The sequence below is a fragment of the Trinickia violacea genome (assembly GCF_005280735.1).
GTDB lineage: Bacteria > Pseudomonadota > Gammaproteobacteria > Burkholderiales > Burkholderiaceae > Trinickia_A > Trinickia_A violacea.
The window spans coordinates 3,667,080-3,687,237 of record NZ_CP040078.1 but is presented as its reverse complement, the minus strand read 5'-3'; the positions used below and the strand labels follow the sequence as shown (position 1 = coordinate 3,687,237).

The 20,158-nt window shown below is 65.6% G+C and carries 18 protein-coding genes; 11 read left to right on the top strand and 7 right to left on the bottom strand.

Annotation, left to right across the window (positions count from 1 at the left end; genetic code table 11):
* Window positions 1-6 precede the first annotated feature (6 nt).
* Window positions 7-2,049, bottom strand: coding sequence for a bifunctional DedA family/phosphatase PAP2 family protein (locus tag FAZ95_RS38635; protein WP_137337529.1), 2,043 nt, complete (start codon window positions 2,047-2,049; stop codon window positions 7-9).
* Window positions 2,050-2,243: 194 nt separating this feature from the next.
* Here FAZ95_RS38635 and FAZ95_RS38630 point away from each other — a divergent pair, with 194 nt between their 5' ends.
* Window positions 2,244-2,480, top strand: a complete 237-nt coding sequence (locus tag FAZ95_RS38630) for a type II toxin-antitoxin system Phd/YefM family antitoxin (protein WP_137337528.1) — start codon at window positions 2,244-2,246, stop codon at window positions 2,478-2,480.
* Complete coding sequence (locus FAZ95_RS38625) at window positions 2,480-2,857, top strand: type II toxin-antitoxin system VapC family toxin (RefSeq protein ID WP_137337527.1); 378 nt, start codon at window positions 2,480-2,482, stop codon at window positions 2,855-2,857. The genes FAZ95_RS38630 and FAZ95_RS38625 overlap by 1 nt, the downstream gene beginning before the upstream one ends.
* A gap of 56 nt (window positions 2,858-2,913) precedes the next feature.
* Here FAZ95_RS38625 and FAZ95_RS38620 read toward each other — a convergent pair whose 3' ends face one another.
* Window positions 2,914-3,774, bottom strand: a complete 861-nt coding sequence (locus tag FAZ95_RS38620) for a LysR family transcriptional regulator (RefSeq protein WP_137337526.1) — start codon at window positions 3,772-3,774, stop codon at window positions 2,914-2,916.
* A gap of 104 nt (window positions 3,775-3,878) precedes the next feature.
* On the opposite strand from FAZ95_RS38620, the gene mdtD reads away from it, so the two are divergent.
* From mdtD to FAZ95_RS38605, 3 genes are all read left to right on the top strand, one after another.
* The gene (gene mdtD, locus FAZ95_RS38615) at window positions 3,879-5,279 is read left to right on the top strand and encodes a multidrug transporter subunit MdtD (RefSeq protein ID WP_137337525.1); all 1,401 of its coding nucleotides are present in this window, start codon (window positions 3,879-3,881) and stop codon (window positions 5,277-5,279) included.
* Window positions 5,280-5,495: 216 nt separating this feature from the next.
* A complete protein-coding gene (locus FAZ95_RS38610) occupies window positions 5,496-5,975 on the top strand; it encodes a YbhB/YbcL family Raf kinase inhibitor-like protein (protein ID WP_137337524.1) in 480 nt (159 codons plus the stop codon).
* A 21-nt stretch (window positions 5,976-5,996) separates the two neighbouring features.
* Window positions 5,997-6,842 (top strand): GNAT family N-acetyltransferase, encoded by an 846-nt coding sequence (locus tag FAZ95_RS38605; RefSeq protein ID WP_137337523.1) that lies wholly within the window; start codon window positions 5,997-5,999, stop codon window positions 6,840-6,842.
* Between the two features lie 77 nt (window positions 6,843-6,919).
* Here the strand turns inward: FAZ95_RS38605 and FAZ95_RS38600 are convergent, their stop codons facing one another.
* From FAZ95_RS38600 to FAZ95_RS38580, 5 genes are all read right to left on the bottom strand, one after another.
* Entirely contained in the window at window positions 6,920-7,510 is a 591-nt protein-coding gene (locus tag FAZ95_RS38600; protein ID WP_137337522.1) for a hypothetical protein, read from the bottom strand.
* A 165-nt stretch (window positions 7,511-7,675) separates the two neighbouring features.
* On the bottom strand, window positions 7,676-8,851 hold the full coding sequence (locus FAZ95_RS38595; RefSeq protein WP_137337521.1) for a lipocalin-like domain-containing protein: 1,176 nt from the start codon (window positions 8,849-8,851) through the stop codon (window positions 7,676-7,678).
* Between the two features lie 4 nt (window positions 8,852-8,855).
* The gene (locus FAZ95_RS38590) at window positions 8,856-11,396 is read right to left on the bottom strand and encodes an FtsX-like permease family protein (RefSeq protein ID WP_137337520.1); all 2,541 of its coding nucleotides are present in this window, start codon (window positions 11,394-11,396) and stop codon (window positions 8,856-8,858) included.
* 1 nt (window position 11,397) lies between these two features.
* A complete protein-coding gene (locus FAZ95_RS38585) occupies window positions 11,398-12,081 on the bottom strand; it encodes an ABC transporter ATP-binding protein (protein WP_137337824.1) in 684 nt (227 codons plus the stop codon).
* A gap of 29 nt (window positions 12,082-12,110) precedes the next feature.
* Window positions 12,111-13,109: a Vgb family protein gene (locus tag FAZ95_RS38580; RefSeq protein WP_137337519.1), complete on the bottom strand. Its 999-nt coding sequence runs from the start codon at window positions 13,107-13,109 to the stop codon at window positions 12,111-12,113.
* Window positions 13,110-13,284: 175 nt separating this feature from the next.
* Here FAZ95_RS38580 and FAZ95_RS38575 point away from each other — a divergent pair, with 175 nt between their 5' ends.
* From FAZ95_RS38575 to FAZ95_RS38550, 6 genes are all read left to right on the top strand, one after another.
* Entirely contained in the window at window positions 13,285-14,763 is a 1,479-nt protein-coding gene (locus tag FAZ95_RS38575; RefSeq protein ID WP_137337518.1) for an MDR family MFS transporter, read from the top strand.
* Window positions 14,764-14,894: 131 nt separating this feature from the next.
* Complete coding sequence (locus FAZ95_RS38570) at window positions 14,895-16,487, top strand: MFS transporter (protein WP_137337517.1); 1,593 nt, start codon at window positions 14,895-14,897, stop codon at window positions 16,485-16,487.
* 229 nt (window positions 16,488-16,716) lie between these two features.
* Entirely contained in the window at window positions 16,717-17,958 is a 1,242-nt protein-coding gene (locus tag FAZ95_RS38565; protein ID WP_137337516.1) for a Crp/Fnr family transcriptional regulator, read from the top strand.
* A 1-nt stretch (window position 17,959) separates the two neighbouring features.
* Entirely contained in the window at window positions 17,960-18,724 is a 765-nt protein-coding gene (locus tag FAZ95_RS38560) for a flagellar motor protein (protein ID WP_137337515.1), read from the top strand.
* Between the two features lie 47 nt (window positions 18,725-18,771).
* On the top strand, window positions 18,772-19,464 hold the full coding sequence (locus FAZ95_RS38555; protein WP_137337514.1) for an OmpA family protein: 693 nt from the start codon (window positions 18,772-18,774) through the stop codon (window positions 19,462-19,464).
* Between the two features lie 156 nt (window positions 19,465-19,620).
* The gene (locus tag FAZ95_RS38550; RefSeq protein ID WP_137337513.1) at window positions 19,621-20,052 is read left to right on the top strand and encodes a DUF1801 domain-containing protein; all 432 of its coding nucleotides are present in this window, start codon (window positions 19,621-19,623) and stop codon (window positions 20,050-20,052) included.
* Window positions 20,053-20,158: the final 106 nt, after the last annotated feature.

The following is a 20,158-nucleotide window of genomic DNA, read 5'->3' as shown; positions in this document are numbered from 1 at the left end:
TTCCTGTTACTTCTTGTTGGCCGCGGCAGGCGGTTGCCGCACGTCCGACGATAACAAATTGACGGGCACGCCGTTGCAGCCCGTGTCTCTCGATACTTCGAGCGCGCGCCATCCCGCCGGCTGGCCGCGCTCGGTGATCAGAGGCTCCATGCGCTTGTCGGGACGCAAGATGTTGAACGGCCACGACGGCCGCAGCAAGCGCTCGTGCACGAGCGAGCCGAGCCAGATCGGCGCCGGCGGATTGCCGTCGTGCCCTTCGACCGCATAGCCGGTCGGCCAGAAGCGCAGCACGTCGCGCTCGTCGCGCATGTCGTGCGAACGCGTGAAGACGAGCGTCGACGGGATGCCGTTGTTGAGCTTCGGCAGCACCGGCAGAGACATCGCCGAGACATCGGGGGAGACGAGCGAGAGCAGGCTGCGCGTCGTCAGACGCGTGCCTTCGGTCCATCCCCGGCTCTCCAATTGCGCCGCAAGCTGCGACGGATCGCTCGCCCATTGCACGGTAATCGGCTCGCGCCGGTCGCCGACCATGTCGGAGCGATAGCACGGAAAGGTCTTCCAGACCGAGTCGGCCCACTTCGCTTCGGTGACGGCGATCGGCACGCTCGGCGGCGTTTCGGACGCGGCGTTGCTCGACACGCTGCTGCTCGCCTGCCACGCGACGCTCAAGCCGATCATCGCGAGGACCACGGCGGGCAGGTGCGGCCGGCTCGGCGGCGGATCGGGATGTTTCCAGACGGCGAAGACGCCCGCGATCGCCACCCAGACGACCGCGAACGCCGCGCCGCCGAGCGCGTCCGACAGCGCGAAGCGGCCCAGATAGAGGCCCGCGAACGCGACCGCGACGATGATCCCCGTCGAGACGACGGTCACCGCGACGCCCTGGAAGCGTCCGACGCGGCGTGTGAGCAGGAAGGCGAGAAAGCCGTAGATCGTGACCGTGGCGGCGACGTGATTGCTCGGAAACGTGTAGATGTCGGAGCCCGCATGCCCGGGCGCCACGCGCAGCACGCTCAACTGGATCACGATGATCAGCATCTGCGAGAACACGACCGCGGTCAGCCAGTAGGCGATGGTGCGCCAGCGGCGCTCATAGGCCATCAAGAGCGTGGTGGTCGCGACGAGCGTCGCGAGCGTCGGCACGGTGCCGAGCGTGGCGAGCACGGAGAAGAACGCATCGGCCCACGGCGAGCGGATCGACTGCAAATAGCGGTACGCGGACAGGTCGACTTGCACAAGGGGTGCGCCGCTCACCACGCCCGCGAACACGCTGAAGAAAATCGCGGCGGCCAGTACGACGAGCACGGAGAGTGCGAAGAGCGAGCCCATGACGGGGTGGGCCGGGTCGAACATCCGCAACACCACGTGGCCGATTTTGCCTTCTTGTCGACGCGCCCACTGCATCAGCGCGGCGCGCGACGCATTCGCCCAGTTCCGCGCGTGGTCGAGGACCACGCGCACCACGCGCACGCTGACCCACAGCGCGACAATGAGCATCGCCATGACGGTCACGAGACGGAACGACACCGCGCCCGCGAGTTCGATCGACGCGCCGAACACGACGCCCGGCAGGATATGCGCGAGCGCCCACAGCAGCGCCGACACCACATTCATCGTGTAAAAGCGCGCGGGGGTCATGCCGAGCATGCCCGCGACGACTGGCACGATGGCCCGCAGCGGAGCGAAGAAGCGCGCGGTGACGACGCTCAAGGCGCCGTGCTTGGCGAAGTATTGACGGCCGCCTTCGAGGATGCTCGGATGCGTGCTGAACGGCCAGCGGCACGCGATGGTGTCCCGGTAGCGATGACCGATCCAATAGCTGATGCCGTCGCCGCAAACGGCGCCGGCGATCGCGCAGACGAAAAGCCAGCCGAGGTTCAGCGCACCCGTGCCCACGAGCGCGCCGGCGACGAACAGGATCGTGCTGCCGGGGACGAACGTGCCGACGACGGCGACCGCTTCGAGAAACGCCGCGAGGAAGACGACGGCCAGCGCCCAGCCTGCGTGCTCCGCGAGCAAATGCAAGAATTGAGCGTACGCATGCTCCATCTGGGTCTCCGGCGGATAGGACGCTCGGGTGGGGTGGGCTGGATAGGGCGGCCGGTCAACCGGAGATCCGGCTGGCCGCCGACTTCGATAGCGTATCCGGATTTCGCGGTTGATGAATGGTGCGGCGATCTGCCGGGAGCATTGACCCGCGGATCGGTGTGGACTAACATGGACTAAGTCCACTAGGAGCAGGTATGCAAACGGTCAATATTCATGAAGCGAAGACGCAGTTTTCGCGCTTGGTCGACGCGGCGGCCAACGGCGAGGAAATTGTGATTGCCAAGGCCGGCAAACCGGCCGCGCGACTGGTGCCGATGGAGCGGCCCAAGGTTGTGCGCCGGTTCGGCGGTCTGAAAGGCAAGGTCCGCATCGCGGATGACTTCGACGCGCCGCTGCCCGATGAGATCATTGCTGCGTTCGAGGGCCGTTGATGCGCTTGCTTCTCGATACACACGTCTTCCTCTGGGCGGTCACCGATGACCGCAAGCTGACCAAAGCGGCACGCAAGCTGATACTCGATGCCGACGAAGTTTTCATCAGTAGCGCCAGCCTATGGGAGGCATCGATCAAGGCGGGTCTTGGCAAGCTCGAGGTCGACGTGAATCTCCTGGTGTCCGAGATCGCAGCCAGTGGCTTTTCGGAATTGCCGGTGCGGGCGGTTCACGCGGCGATGGTCCGCGATCTGCCCGACATTCACCGCGATCCGTTCGACCGGATTCTCGTCGCGCAGGCGCTATCGGAGCCGCTACGCTTGATCACTTCAGACGGCCACCTGTCGAAGTACACCGATCTGGTTATCACCGTTTAGGAACGGCACGCCCAACGGGCGTTGCGCGCGCTTTGGGGCGTACCTGCTCGCCACCGCTACTCCCCCACCCAATCCCCCCGCAAATCGCTTTCCTGCAGCAACTGCAGCAACGTCCCCGCCGGGCGGCTGAGCCGCTTGGCCGCCAGGCAGATGAATTCGACGTCGGGCAGCGAGGGCAGGCTCGCGATATTCACCGGCGGCGTCAATCCGCGCGCGGCGAGGTATTGCGAGCGCACCGTCACGCCAAGCCCGCCGCGCGCGGCGGCGACGCACCCCGCGTAGCTGCTGCTCGTGCACACCACTTGCCAGCGCACGCCTTTTTCCGCGAGCGCATCGAGCACCACGGAGCGCGTGACGCTCGGCTCGGCGACGAGAATGAGCGGCAGCGGCTGCGTGAGATCGACGAGCGTGCCCGCCTTCGCCAGCCAATCCAGCCGCGATGTGAAGAGCGGCACGCCGCGCCGGCCGCCCATGCGCCGCTTGCCCACCATCAGATCGATCGAGCCTGCATCGAGCAGCTCGTAGAGCTTGCCTGTCATCGCGATCGTGATCTCGAGCTCGACGTCGGGATGCGCGTTGCGAAACGCCGCCAGCACGGCGGGCAGGGGACCTAGCGCGACGTCGTCCGACGAGCCGAGCCGCACGCGGCCCTTCAGGCGCGGCCCGCGAAATTGCGATTCGGCGCGCGCCATCGCCTGCAGGATCACGCTCGCGTGCGCGAGCATCGCTTCGCCGTCGGGCGTCATCGCGATCGAATGGGTGTCGCGCACGAAGAGCCGCCGGCCGACGCTGTCTTCGAGCCGCCGAATATGTTCGCTCACGCTCGACTGCGTGAGGCCGAGCTGCCGCCCGGCCTCGGTGAAGCTGTGACACGCCGCGACGGTCGCGAAAGTCTTGAGCCAGATGGGATTGAGCATGCGCCATTGTCATCGGCAAATCCGATGACAGTCAACGCCGTTAGTGGGGTTCCCGATAGACCAGGGAGTCAATATCATCAAGGCTGTTGAAAGAATCACCCGTCATGAACAAGGAATCCTCACAAACCGCCCTACTGTGGATCGTCGCCACCGGCTTCTTCATGCAAGCCCTCGACACGACGATCGTCAACACCGCGCTTCCCTCCATCGCGCAGAGCCTGCACGAATCGCCGCTGGCGATGCAGCCGATCGTCGTTGCCTACACGCTCACGATGGCGCTCCTCACGCCGGCCTCGGGCTGGCTCGCCGACCGCTTCGGCACGCGCCGCGTCTACTTCGCCGCCATCCTGATCTTCGTGCTCGGTTCGATCTGCTGCTCGAGCGCGCATTCGCTGAACCAGCTCGTGATTGCGCGCGTGCTGCAGGGCATCGGCGGCTCGATGCTGCTGCCGATCGGGCGGCTCGCGGTGCTGCGCAGCGTCACGAGCGAGCAGTACGTGTCGGCGCTCGCGTTCGTTTCGGTTGCGGGGCAGGTGGGGCCGATCGTCGGTCCGACGCTCGGCGGCTGGTTCGCCGAGGCGATCTCGTGGCACTGGATCTTCCTCATCAATGTGCCGATCGGGGCGATCGGGCTCGCGGCCGTGCATCGCTATCTGCCGCGCGATACGTCGGGCACGGCGCCGCCATTCGACATCGCCGGCTGCGCGCTGCTCTCGCTCGCGATGATCGCGTTCTCGCTCGCCACCGACGCCCCCGTGCAAACGCATCGCGCTGCGTGGTCTGCGGGGCTCTTCGCGGTCGGCCTCATTGCCGCGCTCGCGTACATCCCCTATGCGAAGCGCCGCCGGAATCCGCTCTTTCGGCTTGCGCTCTTTAGCGAACCGAATTTCAGCGTGGGCCTGATCGGCAATCTCGTGTGCCGCATCGGGTCGAGCGCAGTGCCGTTCCTGCTGCCGCTCCTCATGCAGTTGCAGCTCGGCTTCACGCCGCTGCATTCGGGGCTGATGATGTTGCCTGCCGCGCTCGCGGGCACCGTCGCCAAGCGCTGGATCGCGCCGCTCATTCAGCGCTATGGGTACGACACGTTCTTGCTCGTCAATACGCTCGTCGTCGGCGGGGCCATCGTCGCGTTCGCGCTGATCTCGAAGGGCACGCCGCTCGCCGTCGAGATTGTCGTGCTCGCCGTATTCGGCGCCGCGAACTCGATGCAGTTCGCCGCGATGAACAGCGTGACGTTGAAGGGCTTGTCGCGTGCGGACGCGGGCAGCGGCAACAGCCTGTTCTCGATGGTGCAGATGCTCGCGATGGGGCTGGGCGTATCGATCGGCGGCGGGCTCGTCAACCTGTTCTCCGCGCAGTTCGACTCCGCCGCGATGGGGTTCCGGCTCAGCTTCGTTTGTGTCGGCGTGATCACGCTGCTGTCGGCGCTGGTGTTCCGGCGGCTCGAAAACGAACCTGCCCCGGCGCGTGTCATCCGCCGGGCGCCGCAGGGCGCGGGGCGCTGATCAGGCGGACGCCATTGAATTTGGCGCGAACGTGATCTAATTTTTGGGCATGCCCGCATCGTTCGCGCTTGCAAGCGCCGGCGATGCGCTCGCGTATCGACCTTCATCGATTTCAAAGGTCTGCCCAACACCATGCGCCGTTATATTGCCGTCTTGCTGTCCACGCTGGCCTGCCTTGCAGCGCCGGCGTTCAACGCTTCCGGCGAGGAGTCTGCGATGTCCTTGACCTTGACGTCTTCCTTCGAACCGAGTGGCTCAATCCCCACGCGTCACACTTGCCAGGGTGCCGACGTATCGCCGCCGCTCGCCTGGACTGGCGTGCCGGCCCAGGCGAAGAGCCTCGCGCTGATCGTCGACGACCCCGACGCGCCGGACCCGGCCGCGCCCGCGATGGTCTGGGTGCACTGGGTCCTCTACAACATTCCGCCGAGCACGAGCGCGCTGCGGGAAAACGCCGGGAGCGCGGGCGGCGGGGCGTTGCCGGCGGGTGCACGGCAGGGCGTGAACGACTTTCAGCACGCTCAATACAATGGTCCGTGTCCGCCGGTTGGCCGCCACCGCTATTTCGTGAAGCTCTATGCGCTCGATACCGTGCTGCCCGATCTCGGCAAGCCCGACAAGGCTGCGCTTGAAACTGCGATGAAGGGGCACATCCTCGCGCATGGCGAGCTGGTCGGCACTTATCAAAAGCACTGAACCCAAACGCCGGAGCGAGCTATGGATCAGAGCGGGGACTTTGTCGTGCGCGAGGCGTCGGCCGGCGAGGTGGAGATGTCGGTCGAATGGGCGGCAGCGGAGGGATGGAATCCGGGGTGGCACGACCCGCAATGCTTCAGGGAGGCCGACCCGGGCGGTTTTTTTATCGGCGAATGGCGCGGCGAGCCCATCGCGTGCATCGCGGCTGTCGCGTATGACGAGCGCTTCGGCTTCATCGGGCTTTACATCGTGAAGCCGGCGTTTCGCGGCAAAGGCTTCGGCATGCGGATCTGGCAGCACGGCATGCGTTACCTCGGAGACCGAAACGTCGGCCTCGATGGTGTCGTCGCGCAACAGGCGAATTACACGAAGTCGGGGTTTCAGCTGGCTTATCGCAATGTCCGATATCAAGGGCTTGTGGAGGGTATCGGGTGCGCGCAGGTAATGGCCGCGGGCGGTGCGCCGTTCGAGCAGCTGCTGGCCTATGACCGGCACTGTTTTCCCGCCGCGCGGGAGCGTTTCGTCAGAGCATGGATCGCGCAGCCGGATGCAGTCGCGCTGGCGACGGTCGACGAGGGACGCGTCGCCGGATATGGCGTCGTGCGGCGCTGCAAGACCGGCTGCAAGATCGGTCCGCTCTTTGCCGATGATGAATGCGTGGCGATCGGTCTGTTTCGTGCGCTGGCATCGAGCATGCCGGGCGAGGTGATCGTGCTCGACGTCCCGGAGACCAACCCCGCTGCGATTGCGCTGGCCGAGCGGCATGGCATGACCAGCGTGTTCGAAACGGCGCGGATGTACACGAAGGAGACGCCTGCGATGGCGATCGATCGCGTGTTTGGGGTGACGTCGTTCGAGCTGGGGTGAGTGGGCTTGTGGCGTTGGCTAGTTCAAGCCGTAAACAGGGCAATTGCATGAATCACTATGCGGTTGATTTAAAAGGCTCAGCGCTTGCCGAACAACCGCTGCGCAACACCTAACCAGCCGGCTGCGCCCTGCGAGAGGGTACGGTCCTGCTCTGGTACGGATAGACCGTCTACGCGGACCTGCATCAAGCGACCATCCGTTGCCAATCCGATCGATAGATTGGCAGCCAGCAAGTGCCAATCATCCGCGGTGCCCCATGACAGGCAAATCGTGCCAGTCCTTGCGTCATAGAACACGTCGGCCTCCCTCGCTTCGCTCGCTCGCCCGAGCACGTCGAACGGCGCAGAAAAGCGAAGCACACTTTGGGACGCCTCCACCGGCTCGAGCGCAGAAGCGCGCCAATCGGATGCGTTTGTGTAGAAGTCGATTGCGACGAGTCTATTTTCCGCATCGAGCGACAAACTCAATGTCCCCGCCGTAATCAGGAAGGACTGCGGACGCAGGCCAAACTGATCGTCGATCGTGTCGCGCAGCGGGGCTTGAGGTTGCTGCGGTGACGTGCGAGGGTAGCTCACCGCGCACGTCATCGTGAATCCCTCGTTATCCCAGTTCGGGCGAGCGGTCGCCAGTGTGCCGGCGGGTGTAGAACGAACAAAAACAGTTTCCATGCTTAGCGCCGATAGACGAAGTGCAGCACTGTGTAGTCGCGCTCTCGAACGACGACTTCGAGCCTGTAGGGCACACGCCTGCGCATCATAGGCACAGTGTACTGGAACACACCTGGAGAAAAGCCAGGACGGAGCGGGGGCCGGTATTGCGCGACCTGCGCCGCTCTACAGATCAAGTCGCTGAAAATAGCCCGTCAGCTCGAGATACCCGCGCCCCAACGGTTTTGCCGCGCCTACTGCTGGCGCTGTGCCACCGGCGCTCGCGTCCGCTGGGGAGACCGCTTCAGCCCCCGCTCGAAACGCCGTCACCGCCCCTTCCCAATACACGGCACCCGTGCTCGCACGGCTGTCGAACTCCTGATCGTCCATCAACGGCACGAGCGTGAGATGCACGTCCTCGGCATCGACGCGCATCGCCACCGGATAGCGCGCACCCGTATGCGGCGAGCGCCACCAGCGCAGCGGCGTGAAGCGCACGCTGTCGGGCGACAGTGCATGCGTGCTGCCGTCGGCGGCGCGTAACGTGCCGCCCGCCCAGAACTTGCCGCCGGCCTTGTCGCGGATCCGAAGCGCCATCAGCGCGCCGCCGTCGTCGAAATCGATGCCGATCCAGTCCCAGCCGACGGCTTCATCCGCAAGCGGCGCCGACGACCATTCGTGATCGAGCCACGCTTGTCCACGCACGTGCGCTTCGTTGCCGCTCGAATGGCCGCCGCGCGTGAGGACGCCATCGACTCGCAGCCACGGCTCGCTGTAGTAGTAGCTCGCTTCGCTCGGCAGTGGGCCTTTGCGGCTGTAGCCGCCGGCGCCGTTGACGAGCACCGGTTGCGTCGGTTGCAGCGTGAACGCGAAGGAGAAGCGCGGCGTGGCGACGTTCAGTCGATAGCGGCCGTCCGCGCTGCGTTCGAGCGACCAGTCGTCGATATGGACGGCGGTATCCGTTTCGCTCGCGTCGGCCAGGCCGAAACCGCGGCGCGCCGCGCGCTGCTCGTGCTGCAGGCTGCCCGCGCGAGGGTCGCTCAACGCCACGTTGGCGAACAGCACTTGATTCGGTGCGAAGCGGCTGGGGTTGGCGTCGTCGAGGGCGGGGCGCGAGCGGAAGAAGGTCGCTTCGAAGCCGAGCGAGGCATCCGAAGCGTTGCCATTCGTTGCGCTTGCAACGGTCTGCAGCCAGCCCGTCACGTACCACCATTCGGTGCGATAGCTCGAATGCGCGCCGTAGTCGCGCGGGAACACTAGAGGGTGTCCGCTTTCCACAGCGGGAAAATCCGGCGCGCGAGCTCGCACGCGGCGTGCGAGAAGCGCCGCCGGCGGCCACAGCAGGAACAAGCGTCGTCTCATCGCATCACCAATCGTCGCGTACCGCGCGCACCGCATCCACCGACATCGCCACGCGCGAACTCATGAGCGCCGTCAGCGCGGCGGCCACGACGACCGCCGACGCGAGCGCCGCGAGCAATCCCCACGGCATATGCAGGCTCATCGTCCAGTGAAACGACTGTGGATTGACCACGTGCACGAGCACCATCGCCAGACTCAGGCCGAGCGTCAAACCGGCCATCACGCCGAGCAGCGCGACGAGTGCGCCTTCCATCGCGAGCATGATGCCGATCTGCCGGCGCATCACGCCGAGGTGCCGCAGCATGCCGAACTCGCGCGTGCGGGCGAGCGCTTGCGCGCCGAAGCTCGCGCCGATGCCGAACAGTCCGATGATCACGGCGACCGCCTCCAGCAGATACGTGACGGCGAAGCTGCGGTCGAAGATCTTGAGGCTCGCGGCGCGGATCTCGCCGGGCTGAGCGAATTCGAGGCGCTCGCCGCCGGGCACGCTGTTGCGCAAGCGCGCGATGGCTTGCGCGGGCGCCACGCCCGAGGCGAGCCAGAGGGCGGCGTCGGTGACCCGCGTGTCGCGAGTGAGCCGGCGATACTCGCTCGCGTCGATCGCGATCGCGCCGAACTGGCGGGCGTAGTCGCGCCAGATGCCCGCCACCGTGAACGGCAAGCGCTGTCCTGCGAGCGGCAGCGCGATGCGTTGCCCTGGCCGCATGCCGTAGAGATCGGCGACCGCTTCGCTGATCCATACGGGCGGCGCGTCGCCATCGCGCGGCACGAGCGGCGCCGTCGTGAGCGGCAGGCGCGCCGCGGGATTGCGCGGATCGATCGGCCGCGCGAGCAGGCTGACGGGCGGCAAGCTCGGGTCGAGCGAGATTTGCGTCGCGCGCAGGAATTCGGCGCGCGCGACGCCGGGCGTGCCGGCGATGGCCGCCTGGTCGCCCGGCGACAGGAATGCGCTGTCGCCGCCCGGCGACGCGCGCAGATAGAGCGGCGCGGGCAAGAGCAGTTGCAGCCAGTCGTCGACCGCCACGCGAAAGCTCGACACCATGATGGCCATCGCGGTCATCAGGCTGAAGCTCGCGACGATGCCCGCGAGGCCGATCGTTGCGCGGCCGGGGGCGTTGGCGAGCTGCGACAGCACGAGTTGCGGCAGCGCGTGGCGAGAGCGGGGCAGCGTGGCGAACACCAAGCGTGCGACGGCGGGCATGGCGAGCACGCCGCCCAGGAGCAGCAGTGCGATCGCGAGGTAGCCGAACACCGGCAAACCGGCCACCGGCGGCAAGAGCGCCGACACGAGCCCCGCGCACAATGCGGCGAGCGCACCGGCTAGGGTTCGCTTCGTGCGTAGCCGCGCCGTGGACACTTCCTCGTCGCCCGCTTTCAGCGCCTGCGCGGGACGCGCCCGCGCCGCTTCGAGCGCGGGCGCCAGGCTGCCGAGCATCGACGCGGCCACGCCCAGCGCAAAAAATATCGCGGCAGGCATCGCATCGAAATGCACGCGCGGCTGGACGCCTTCGAAATAGCCGCCGCCGAGATCGCCGCCCGCATAGCGCAGCACGGCGGCCGCGAGCGCAAAGCCGATCGCGAGACCCGCGGCGGCGCCGAGCACGCCGAGCACGGCGCCTTCGGAGACGACGAGCCGCAGCACGCCGCGCCGCGTCACGCCGATCGCGCGCAGCAGCGCGAACTGCGCGCGGCGCCGCAGTGCGGCGAGCGCTTGCATCGTGAAGACGAGAAACGCGCCCGTGAACAGCGCGACGAGCGCGAGCACGTTCAGATTCGCGCGGTACGCGCGCGAGAGCATCGACGTGCGGTGCGCGCTGTCGCGCGGTGTGACGGCGGCGACGCCCGCCGGCAAGAGCGGCGCGACCGAGCGCGCGAACGCGTCGGCATCGACGCCGGCCTTGAGCTTGATATCGATGCGCTGCAGCGTGCCGAGCCGCTGCAAGCGCCACTGCGCGGCGCCGATATCCATCACGCCGACGCGCACGGCTTCGCCCGATGCGGGCAGCACGCCCGCGACGCGCAGCGCAACCGGCGCGAGCCCGACTTGCACCGTCAGCGAGTCGCCGGGCTTGAGCGCGAGCCAGGTCAGCGCGGCGGGGGAGAGAAACACGGTGTCGGGGTCGAGCAGATCGAGACCGCCGTGCTTGGCTTGCTCCTCACGATCGACCCGCCCGACGAGATTCGGCGTGACGTATTGCGCGCGAAACACGTCGACGCCAAGCAGTTTCAGCGACGTGTCGCGGCCCGCGATGCGCGCATCGACCTCGACCACCGGGCTCGCTGCCGCGACTTCGGGCAAGCGCGCGATGTGCGGGTATAGCGCTTCGTCGAAGCCGGCGCGCGGGCCGCGCAGTTCGATATCGGCGTTGCCCATCAGCGCATTGACGGTGGCCGACAGTTCGGTGAGTGCCGCGCGGTTGATCAATTGCACGGCGTAACCCATCGCGACGCCAGCGGCGATGGCGACGATGCCGATCAACGTGCGCAGCGGATGGCCGCGCATTTCGCCGATGAGGAATGCGGCGCCGAATCTGCCCGCAGGCATGCTATTGCTCAAGAAGCGGCTCGAGCGGCTCGAGCCCGTCGGGCGTGAGCCGCAGCACGCGATCGGCGGCAGCGGCCACGGCCGCCGAGTGCGTCGCGAGCAGCACGCCCGCGCCGTTCTTTTGCGCGAGCTCGCGCAGAAGCTCGAGGATGCGCATCGCCGTGTCGTGATCGAGATTGCCCGTGGGCTCGTCGGCCAAGACGAGCCGCGGCTGATGCACGAGCGCACGCGCGATCGCCACGCGCTGCAGCTCGCCGCCCGACAGCTCGCGCGGCAGCGCATGCTCGCGTCCGCCGAGCCCCACCGCGAGCAGCGCGTAGGACACGCGCACCGGCACCTCTTTCGCGCGCATGCCGTTCAAGAGCAGCGGCAATGCGATGTTTTGCGCCGCGCTCAAATTAGGCAGCACATGGAAGGCCTGGAACACGAAGCCCATTTTTTGGCGGCGCTGCAGGGTGGCGGCGTCGTCGTCGAGCGTGGCGAGATCGTGTCCGTCGAAGACGATCTGGCCCGCGTCGGGCCGGTCGAGTCCGGCCGCGAGATTGAGCAGCGTCGACTTGCCGACGCCGGATTCGCCCATGATGGCCACGCACTCTCCGGCGCGCAGTTCGAGATTCACGTCGCGCAGCACGTTGCGCGGGGTTTTGCCGTCGTAGTGCTTCGAGACGTTGGCGAGCGTCAGCATCATGGGTCGTCGCATGCCCTTGCTTGTCGTCAATTGCCGTTTGGAGCCGCCGCGCCGGACCGGTAGCGCAGCAGATGATCCGTGCCCGATTCCGAAAGCCAGACTTCGCCCGTGCGTCCCATCATCTGGCGCACGTTCGCATGCTGGCGCGGCAACGGATAAACATCGAAATGCTCGCGCTGCGGATCGAAGCGCACGAGCGCGTTCGCGCTCCATTCGCTCAACCAGACGATGTCGTGCGCATCGACGAAGATCGCATACGCATGCGGGTCGTTGCCCGGCAGACGCCATTCGCGCCATTGGCGCGTCGCCGGATCGAACACGCCGACCTTGCCCGCGTTCCACTCGCTGATCCACACGCGCCCCTTCGAATCGGCCCATGCGCGGCGCGCGCCTTGATTCGGCGTCGGCGGCTCGATCACTTGCGCCGCGCCGCTGGCGGGATCGATGTGGCCTAGATAGCTGCCCGCGAGCGACGCGAAATAGAGGCTGCCGTCCGGCGTCACGCAGATGCCATACGGTCCGTGGCCGCGCGGCGCATCGAAGACGCGCATGTTGCCGTGCTGCGGATCGAGTTCGCCATAGATGCCGCTTTGCCCCGTGAACCACAGATGCCCGTGCTGATCGAACACGGCGGTGTTCAGGTTCGCGCCGGGCCGGTTCGGCGGCAGCGGAAAGCGCGTGACGGCAAGCGTTTTCGCATCGACGCGCACGATGGCGTTCAAGCCGCCGTCGGTGACCCATGCCGCGCCATCGGGGCCGACGATCACGCCGTGCGGCGCCGATCCGCTGCCGAGCGGCACCTGCACGATCTTGCCGCTCGTCGGATCGAGCCGGCCGAGCACGCCTTGCGCTTGCGCGGTGTACCAGACGGTGCCGTCGGGCGACGGCGCGACGTCGTGCGGCGCGCTGTCTTCCGGCACCGCGAAGCTGTCGAAGGGCGGCGGCTGCGCGTGCGCGCCTCCCGTGGTTCCGATCACGAGTGCGGCGCACGCGACGAGCGCCGCGGCAATCCATGCGGTCTTCATGAAGCGACCTCGCCAAGCGCGCTGACGAGGTCGATTGTTGCACTTATCGGGATTTGCCGCTTTACGTCCTCGTCAGTCGCTTGGGGCACCCTCAGCACGTCTTTCGCGAAGCGCTCATAATTCGTCTTCCGCAGTCGAATTCCCACACAAACCATTCGCCAACCGAGCGAACGCCATGTCAGGTAAACCGCAAACTTCCCGGCCGCTCGTCGTGGCTTCCGTGATGGCCGCGAGCGCGATGGTCGCCATCGAAGCGACGATCGTCTCCACCGCCATGCCGCAAATCGTGGCCGACTTGGGCGGCCTCAGTCTCTACAGCTGGGTCTTCGCTTCGTTCCTGCTCGCGCAGACCGCCACGACGGTCATGTTCGGCAAGCTCGCCGATTTATACGGGCGCAAGCCCATCATGCTCGCGGGGCTCGTGATCTTCCTGGTCGGCTCGGTGCTCGCGGGCTTCGCGTGGTCGATGCCCGCGATGATCGTGTTCCGGCTGATCCAGGGCGTCGGCGCGGGCTGCATCCAGCCGGTCACGCTCACGATCGTCGGCGACCTCTATCCCGCGCACGAGCGCGGCAAAGTGCAGGGCTGGCTCGCGAGCGTGTGGGCGATCTCGGCAGTGCTCGGGCCGATGGCGGGCGGGCTCATCATCAAAGACCTGTCGTGGGCGTGGATCTTCTGGATCAACGTGCCGATCGGCCTTGCGTCCGCGCTTGGATTCATGGCGTACCTGCACGAAGAGGCGCGGCACGAGCGGCGTGCGCTCGACCTCGGGGGCGCCGCGCTCTTCACGATCGCGATCGGCGCGCTGATGATGGGGCTCACCGACATCAGCACCGGCGCCGAGCGCACGGAGTTCGAGTTCGCGCTGTTCGCCGTGTGCTCGGTGCTGTTCGTCTGGCAGGAGCGGCGCGCGGCCGAGCCGATGATCTCGTTCTCGCTGTGGGCGCACCGGCCGATCGCGGCCGGCAACGCCTCGACGCTCTTTTGCGGCATGGCGTTGATGGGGCTCACGACGTTTCTGCCGATGTACGTGCAAGGCGTGCTGCATCGCTCGCCGGTCGTCGCGGGCCTCGCGCTGACGATGATGATGCTCGGCTGGCCCGCGGGGTCGACGCTCGCCGCGCGCACGTTCCATCGCTTCGGGCTGCGGCGCATCATGATTGGCGGCAGCCTGTTCCTGCCGATCGGCGCGCTGCCGTTCGTCGTGCTGGACCCCTCCAGCTCGCCGGTGACCGCGGGCATCGGTTCGCTCGTGATGGGGCTCGGCATGGGCACCACGAGCGTCTGCTGTCTCGTGCTGATCCAGGAAATCGTCGGCCCGTCGCAGCGCGGCAGCGCCACGGCGTCGAACCTCTTCTCGCGCAATCTGGGCAGCACGCTCGGTGCTACGATCTTCGGTGCGGTGCTCAACTATGGGCTGAGCCACGCGAAGGGCATGGCGGCGGTCACGAACGATCAATTGCGCCAGCTTCTCGACGCGTCGGCGGCGCGTGTCGAGAACCAGGCGATCCGGCTCGTGCTGCATCAATCGCTTCATCAGACGTTTGTGGCTTTGCTCGTGATCGCCGTGGCGGCGGTCGTGTCCTTGCTGTTCGTGCCGCCGGTTCGCCTCGGGCAGCACACGCGGCGGGTGTCGACGACCGAAGCGGTCTAGCGTCTTGCGCGTTTTTTGAGTGAACAGTTAACGAATAGGCGGCGCGCGATAAGGATAAGCATTCATTCGCGCATCCGTTCGCGGGGGATGGTTCGTATACGGCTGCGAAATGAACCGCTTGGGAGCGTGTGATGGCTACTGGCTTCGATGTTCACGAGGAAGGCCGGCAACTGCTGCCGTTTCGCGAGTCGATATTGGCCATGCTCGGCGTGGCGTCGGTATCGATGCTGATCGCGCTCGATCAAACCATCGTCGGCACGGCGCTGCCGCGCATCGTCGCCGACCTCAAGGGCTTCGATCTCTACGCGTGGGTCGCGACCGCCTATATGCTCGCGTCGGTCATCACGATTCCGATTTTCGGGCGCCTGGGCGACCTCTACGGACGCAAGCCGTTCATGCTGGCCGCGATCATCGTCTTCACCGTCGCGTCGGTGCTGTGCGGAACGGCGACCAACATGCTCGAGCTCGTGCTCGCGCGCGGCCTGCAGGGGATCGGCGGCGGCATCATGATCGGCACCGTGTTCGCGACCGTCGCCGATCTCTTTCCCGATCCGAAACTGCGCCTGCGCTGGCTCGTGTTCGTCACGTCGGCGTTCGCGCTTGCCAACATGGTCGGGCCGATGCTCGGCGGCATGCTCACGCAATACGGCGGCTGGCGGCTCGTGTTCTTCGTCAACGTGCCGGTGGGCATCGTCGCGCTCTTCTTCGTCCGCCGATTCTTACCGCATCTTCGTCATTCGCGTGAGGGCGGGCGATTGCGCTTAGACTGGGTCGGTGCGTTCGTCGTGGCCCTGACGTTCGGCGCGCTGCAGCTCACGATCGAGCTGTTGCCCAAGCAAGGCTGGAACAATGTGACGATGATGCTCGGCACGATCGTGGCGGTTTGCGGGCTCACGCTGTTCTTCTGGGAAAAGCGCATGGGCTACCCGATCATTCCCGTCGACATGCTGCTCGACCGCAAGCTCGGCGCGCTCTTCGCGATGTCGGTGCTCGGCGGCTTTGCGCTGTTCTCGCTGGTCTTCTACGTGCCGCTCTTGTTTCAAGGCGGGTATTCGATGTCGCCGCACGATTCGGGCATGCTGATCACGCCGCTCCTGCTCGGCACGACGCTCGGCAGCGTCGTGAACAATCGGGTGGTCACGCGCATCCGCCGCGCGAACGCGCTCATGTACATCGGCTTTGCGCTTGCCGCATTAGCGAGCCTGTCGGTGATCGCGTTGAAGGGCAACGAGCCGCATCTCGTGTGGATGTCGTGCATGGGCGCGAGTGGCCTCGGCCTCGGACTCGTGGGGACGAGCCTGACCGTGTGTTCGCAGCAAATCGTCTCGCGCGATCACCTCGGCGCCGCCACGGCGCTGCTGCAATCGCTGCGCACGTTCGGCGGCATGCTGGGTACGGTGATGACGGGGGCGCTGCTGGGTCATCTCTACACGATGGGCGTGCATCGTTCGCTTGATTCCTATCAGGCGACGCAGTGGTTCAAGTCGTTCGCGAGCCCCGAGTTGCTCATCGATCGCGCGGAGCAGGCCGCGCTGATCAACCGCCTCGTGAGCGCGGGCCATGCCGGCGACGCGATGATGAGCTCCGCGCGCGGCGCGCTGGTGGATTCGATTCACGTGGGCCTGACGGTCGCCGCCGCGGCGGCGTTGATCGGGCTGTGTCTCGCGTGGTTCGTGCCGCCTGTGAAAGTGGGCTTTCTCGAGGCGCAGCCGCGGAACAGTTGACGCGCTGCTATTAACCACATATTTCGTCAGACTATTGCTCGCGTTTGAAAAGACAAACGTTTGCGCGCGATTTCATCCCTTTGAACGGCGGCCAAAAAGCTAAAGTCTGCGTGGGTCAGGTCGATATCCCAAGTAGTGACTGAGGACACCGCGCGTGAGAACCGGTAGCGACGGTAAGCGGGTCCGCACGGTGCCGAACGGCACATAACAATATCCGCAGGGGAACATCGTGAAGCAGCAAAACTCGTCATGGTCGCGCACGGCGGCTCCGGGCGAAGTCATCTATTCCGAAGGTTACGCAGGCAAGCCGGTGATCTACGTGATCGCGGACGGCAAAGTCGAAATCTCCACGCGTTGCGACGAAAAGAAGGTGGTGCTGGCGACACTCGGCAAAGGCGAGTTCTTCGGCGAGGCGGCGCTGCTGCCGCAGGAGCCGCGCACGTCCACGGCCAAGGCGCTGTCGTTCTGCCAGTTGAGCGTCATCGACGTGAGCGTGGTCGAGGAAGAATTGGAAAGGGTGTCGCCGCTGCTGCGTCACATGATGCGAACGATGATTCGCCGCATCAAGAAGAAGGACGATCTGCTCGCGACCTACACGCATGCCGAGTTTCTTCCCGGCGTGCTGTCGTATGCGCATGTGCTGTCCTTGATGGCGGGCGCGGAGTACCGTGAAGAGCGTCTCGGACGCGCACGCCAGGAAGAGGCGTCGGTGCCGCTCGGCGAAGTCGTCAAGAAGTGCCGCGCGATTGCCGGCCATTCGCGCCTGCACGTGATGGCGATGCTCCGCCGCATGGAGAAGCTCAATCTGATCTCGATGGAGCACGGACGCACGGAGTACCTCGGCAAGGCGGCGGCCTCGCAGTCCGCCGACGATAGCGCGAGCGCGCTCAACCGCCAGCTCGTCACGTTCGATCCCGTGCGGATCACCGATCGCGCGCAGCAAGTGGCCGATCAGGATCTCGATCTCGCGATCTCCAGCGAGCTCGAATTGATCGAGCTATCCGATCTCGAAGCGCTGATCGGCGTGGAAAAGAAGGTGATTCTCAACAAGCTGTCTCATGGCGAGATCGCCGAGGACATCTTCGCGTTCCGCAAATCGAGCGTGCTGAACTACGTCGAAGAGAAGGGTGTCTCGTACTTTTCGCGGCGCAGCCGCCGCGCGGTCACGGAACTGGAGTCGCTCAGCGACCTCGAGTTCGTCGACGAGCGCGCGCTGTTCGATGCGGTCAGCGCCTTCGATACCTACGATCTCGCGAAGCTGCTGGCGTCGATTGCGGACGAGCCGATCTCCGAGCGGCTGCTCTCCGTCATGACCGAAGCGCGCAAGAAAGAAGTCTCGTGGATCATGCGTCGCGACATCAAGATCGATCCGATCGAAGTGCAGGATATCGAGCAGCGGTTCATGGAGACGGTGAAGGCGATCAAGTCCGCCGCGGTCAATTCGTCGGCGCTGCCTGCCTTCAAGGAATGACATGGACATCCTGACGCTATGCGGCGCCTTGCTGGGCGTGACGGCGATCGTCTTCGGCTTTTCGCTCGAAGGCGGGCGCTTCGCTACGCTGTTTCAGCTCGAAGCGTTCGTGATCGTGCTCGGCGGCACGATCGGCGCGGTCATGATTCAGAACACCTGGGCGCGGTTCTTCGACGGCGTCAGGCAGATCGGCCTCGCGTTCAGGAAGGCGAAGGCGGTCGATCAGGACAGCTTGGCCAGGCTGCTCGAATGGGGCGACCACGCGAAGCTGAACGGCATGCTCGCGTTCGAGGGCATGGACGTCAAAGGCATCGATCCGTTTGCGAGAAGAGGCTTGGAGCTGCTGGCAAACGGCGTATCGACGGCGGTGCTCGAAGACGCGCTGCAGCGCGAAGTCGAAGCCTACGAGCGCAATCACATGGCGGCCGCGCGGATTTGGATGCAAGCGGGCGGCTACGCGCCGACGTTCGGCATCCTGGGCTCGGTGCTGGGTCTGATCCAAGTGACGGGGCACATTCTCGAGCCCTCGCAACTCGGGCAAGGGATTGCGGTGGCGTTCGTCACGACGCTGTACGGGCTCGGCTTTGCGAACCTGATGTTCTTGCCGCTGTACGGGAAGATCAAGGCGCAGGTGGATAGCGAATTGCGTCTGCAAAAACTCTATCTCGACGGCTTTCTCGCCATCTCTCGCAGGGAGTCTCCGCAAACCATCGAAACGCGTCTGACCGGCGACGTGCGTCAACGGTCGAAGGAAGTGCTCGCGTAAGCGAAAAGCGAAAACCGATGCCGCGCTGGAACAGGAAACCCTGAAAGATGAACGCCCGAACCGATATCAGGCGCCTCGCGTCCGAGAAGGACGATTTGCATCAAGACGAAGGCACCGCAGGCGGCACCGAGCGCTGGCTCATTTCGTATTCGGATCTGATTACGACGCTGATGGTGCTGTTCCTCGCACTCTATGCGCTGGAACTGGCCAAGTATCGTCAGCTCGAGACGACGGTCGAAACGCAGCGTATCGTCAAGGTGGCAAAGAGCGTCGAGAATGCGGACCCGGCAAGCGGCAAGAAAGAAGCGGCGAAGAAAGCACTGTTGTCGCTGCTCGGCGCGCTTCGCGATCAAAAGCAATTGACGCTGAGCGAGAACGCGCAGGGCGTCGAGATCGGCATCGACGCGAAGGTCCTGTTTCATTCGGGCGACGCGCACCTGCTGCCGGATTCGATGGACGTGCTGAGCCAGGTGGCGACGGTGCTCAAGCACTATTCGTCGAGCAATATCCTTGTAGAAGGCCATTCCGACAACGTGCCCATCGCCACCGAGAAGTACGAATCCAACTGGGAGCTGTCGTCGGCGCGCGCGGGAGCGGTGGTGCGGTTTCTCGTCGACAAGGGGATCGAGCCGCACAGGCTCGCGGCGATCGGCCGGGCCGACACGATCCCGCTCGTCATCGGCGACGATGAGGCGGCGCGCGCAGCGAATCGGCGCGTGACGATCCTGGTTCAGTACTAAGGCTGCCCACCGCGCTCCACATGGCCGGGGTCTCCCGCGACGAGGGGCCCCGCGCCGCTTTACCCCTCCGCTTTACTCTTCCACGCTCTCCGTGCTTATACTTCGGTCCATCGCGGTCGCCCACAAGGGGACCCGAATTCGAGGCATGGAGACCCTATGAATCCATCGGAACGTATCGACGAGCTGATCGCAGGCATCACGGACTGGCGCGGCAAGACCTTCGCCAGCCTTCGCAAGACCATCCTTGCTGCCGACCCGGCAATCATCGAGGAGTGGAAGTGGATGGGAAGCCCGGTATGGGAGCGCGACGGCATCATCGCAGTCGCCGACGCCCACAAAGGGAAGGTGAAGCTGACCTTTATGTATGGGGCGAGCCTGCCGGATCCTGACAGTCTTTTCAACGCCGGCCTCGAAGGCAATGCGAGGCGAGCCATCGACCTCTTCGAGGGCGACAAGATCAATGAGCGCGCGCTCGAGAATCTCGTGCGTGCCGCCATCGAATACAACCACACCCATCTGAAGAAGAACGCGCCGAAGAAGACCGCGCCTGCGGCCACGCGCGCAAAGAAAGTAGACAAAGCGGACTAGGCGTGACGCTCTAGCCGACGTCCTACCCATCCGCGTCCTGCAGAGTGCAGAATTTTGTCGGTATATAAAGACGCCGACGCTTCGGCCCACAAGGCCGGTCAAGCAC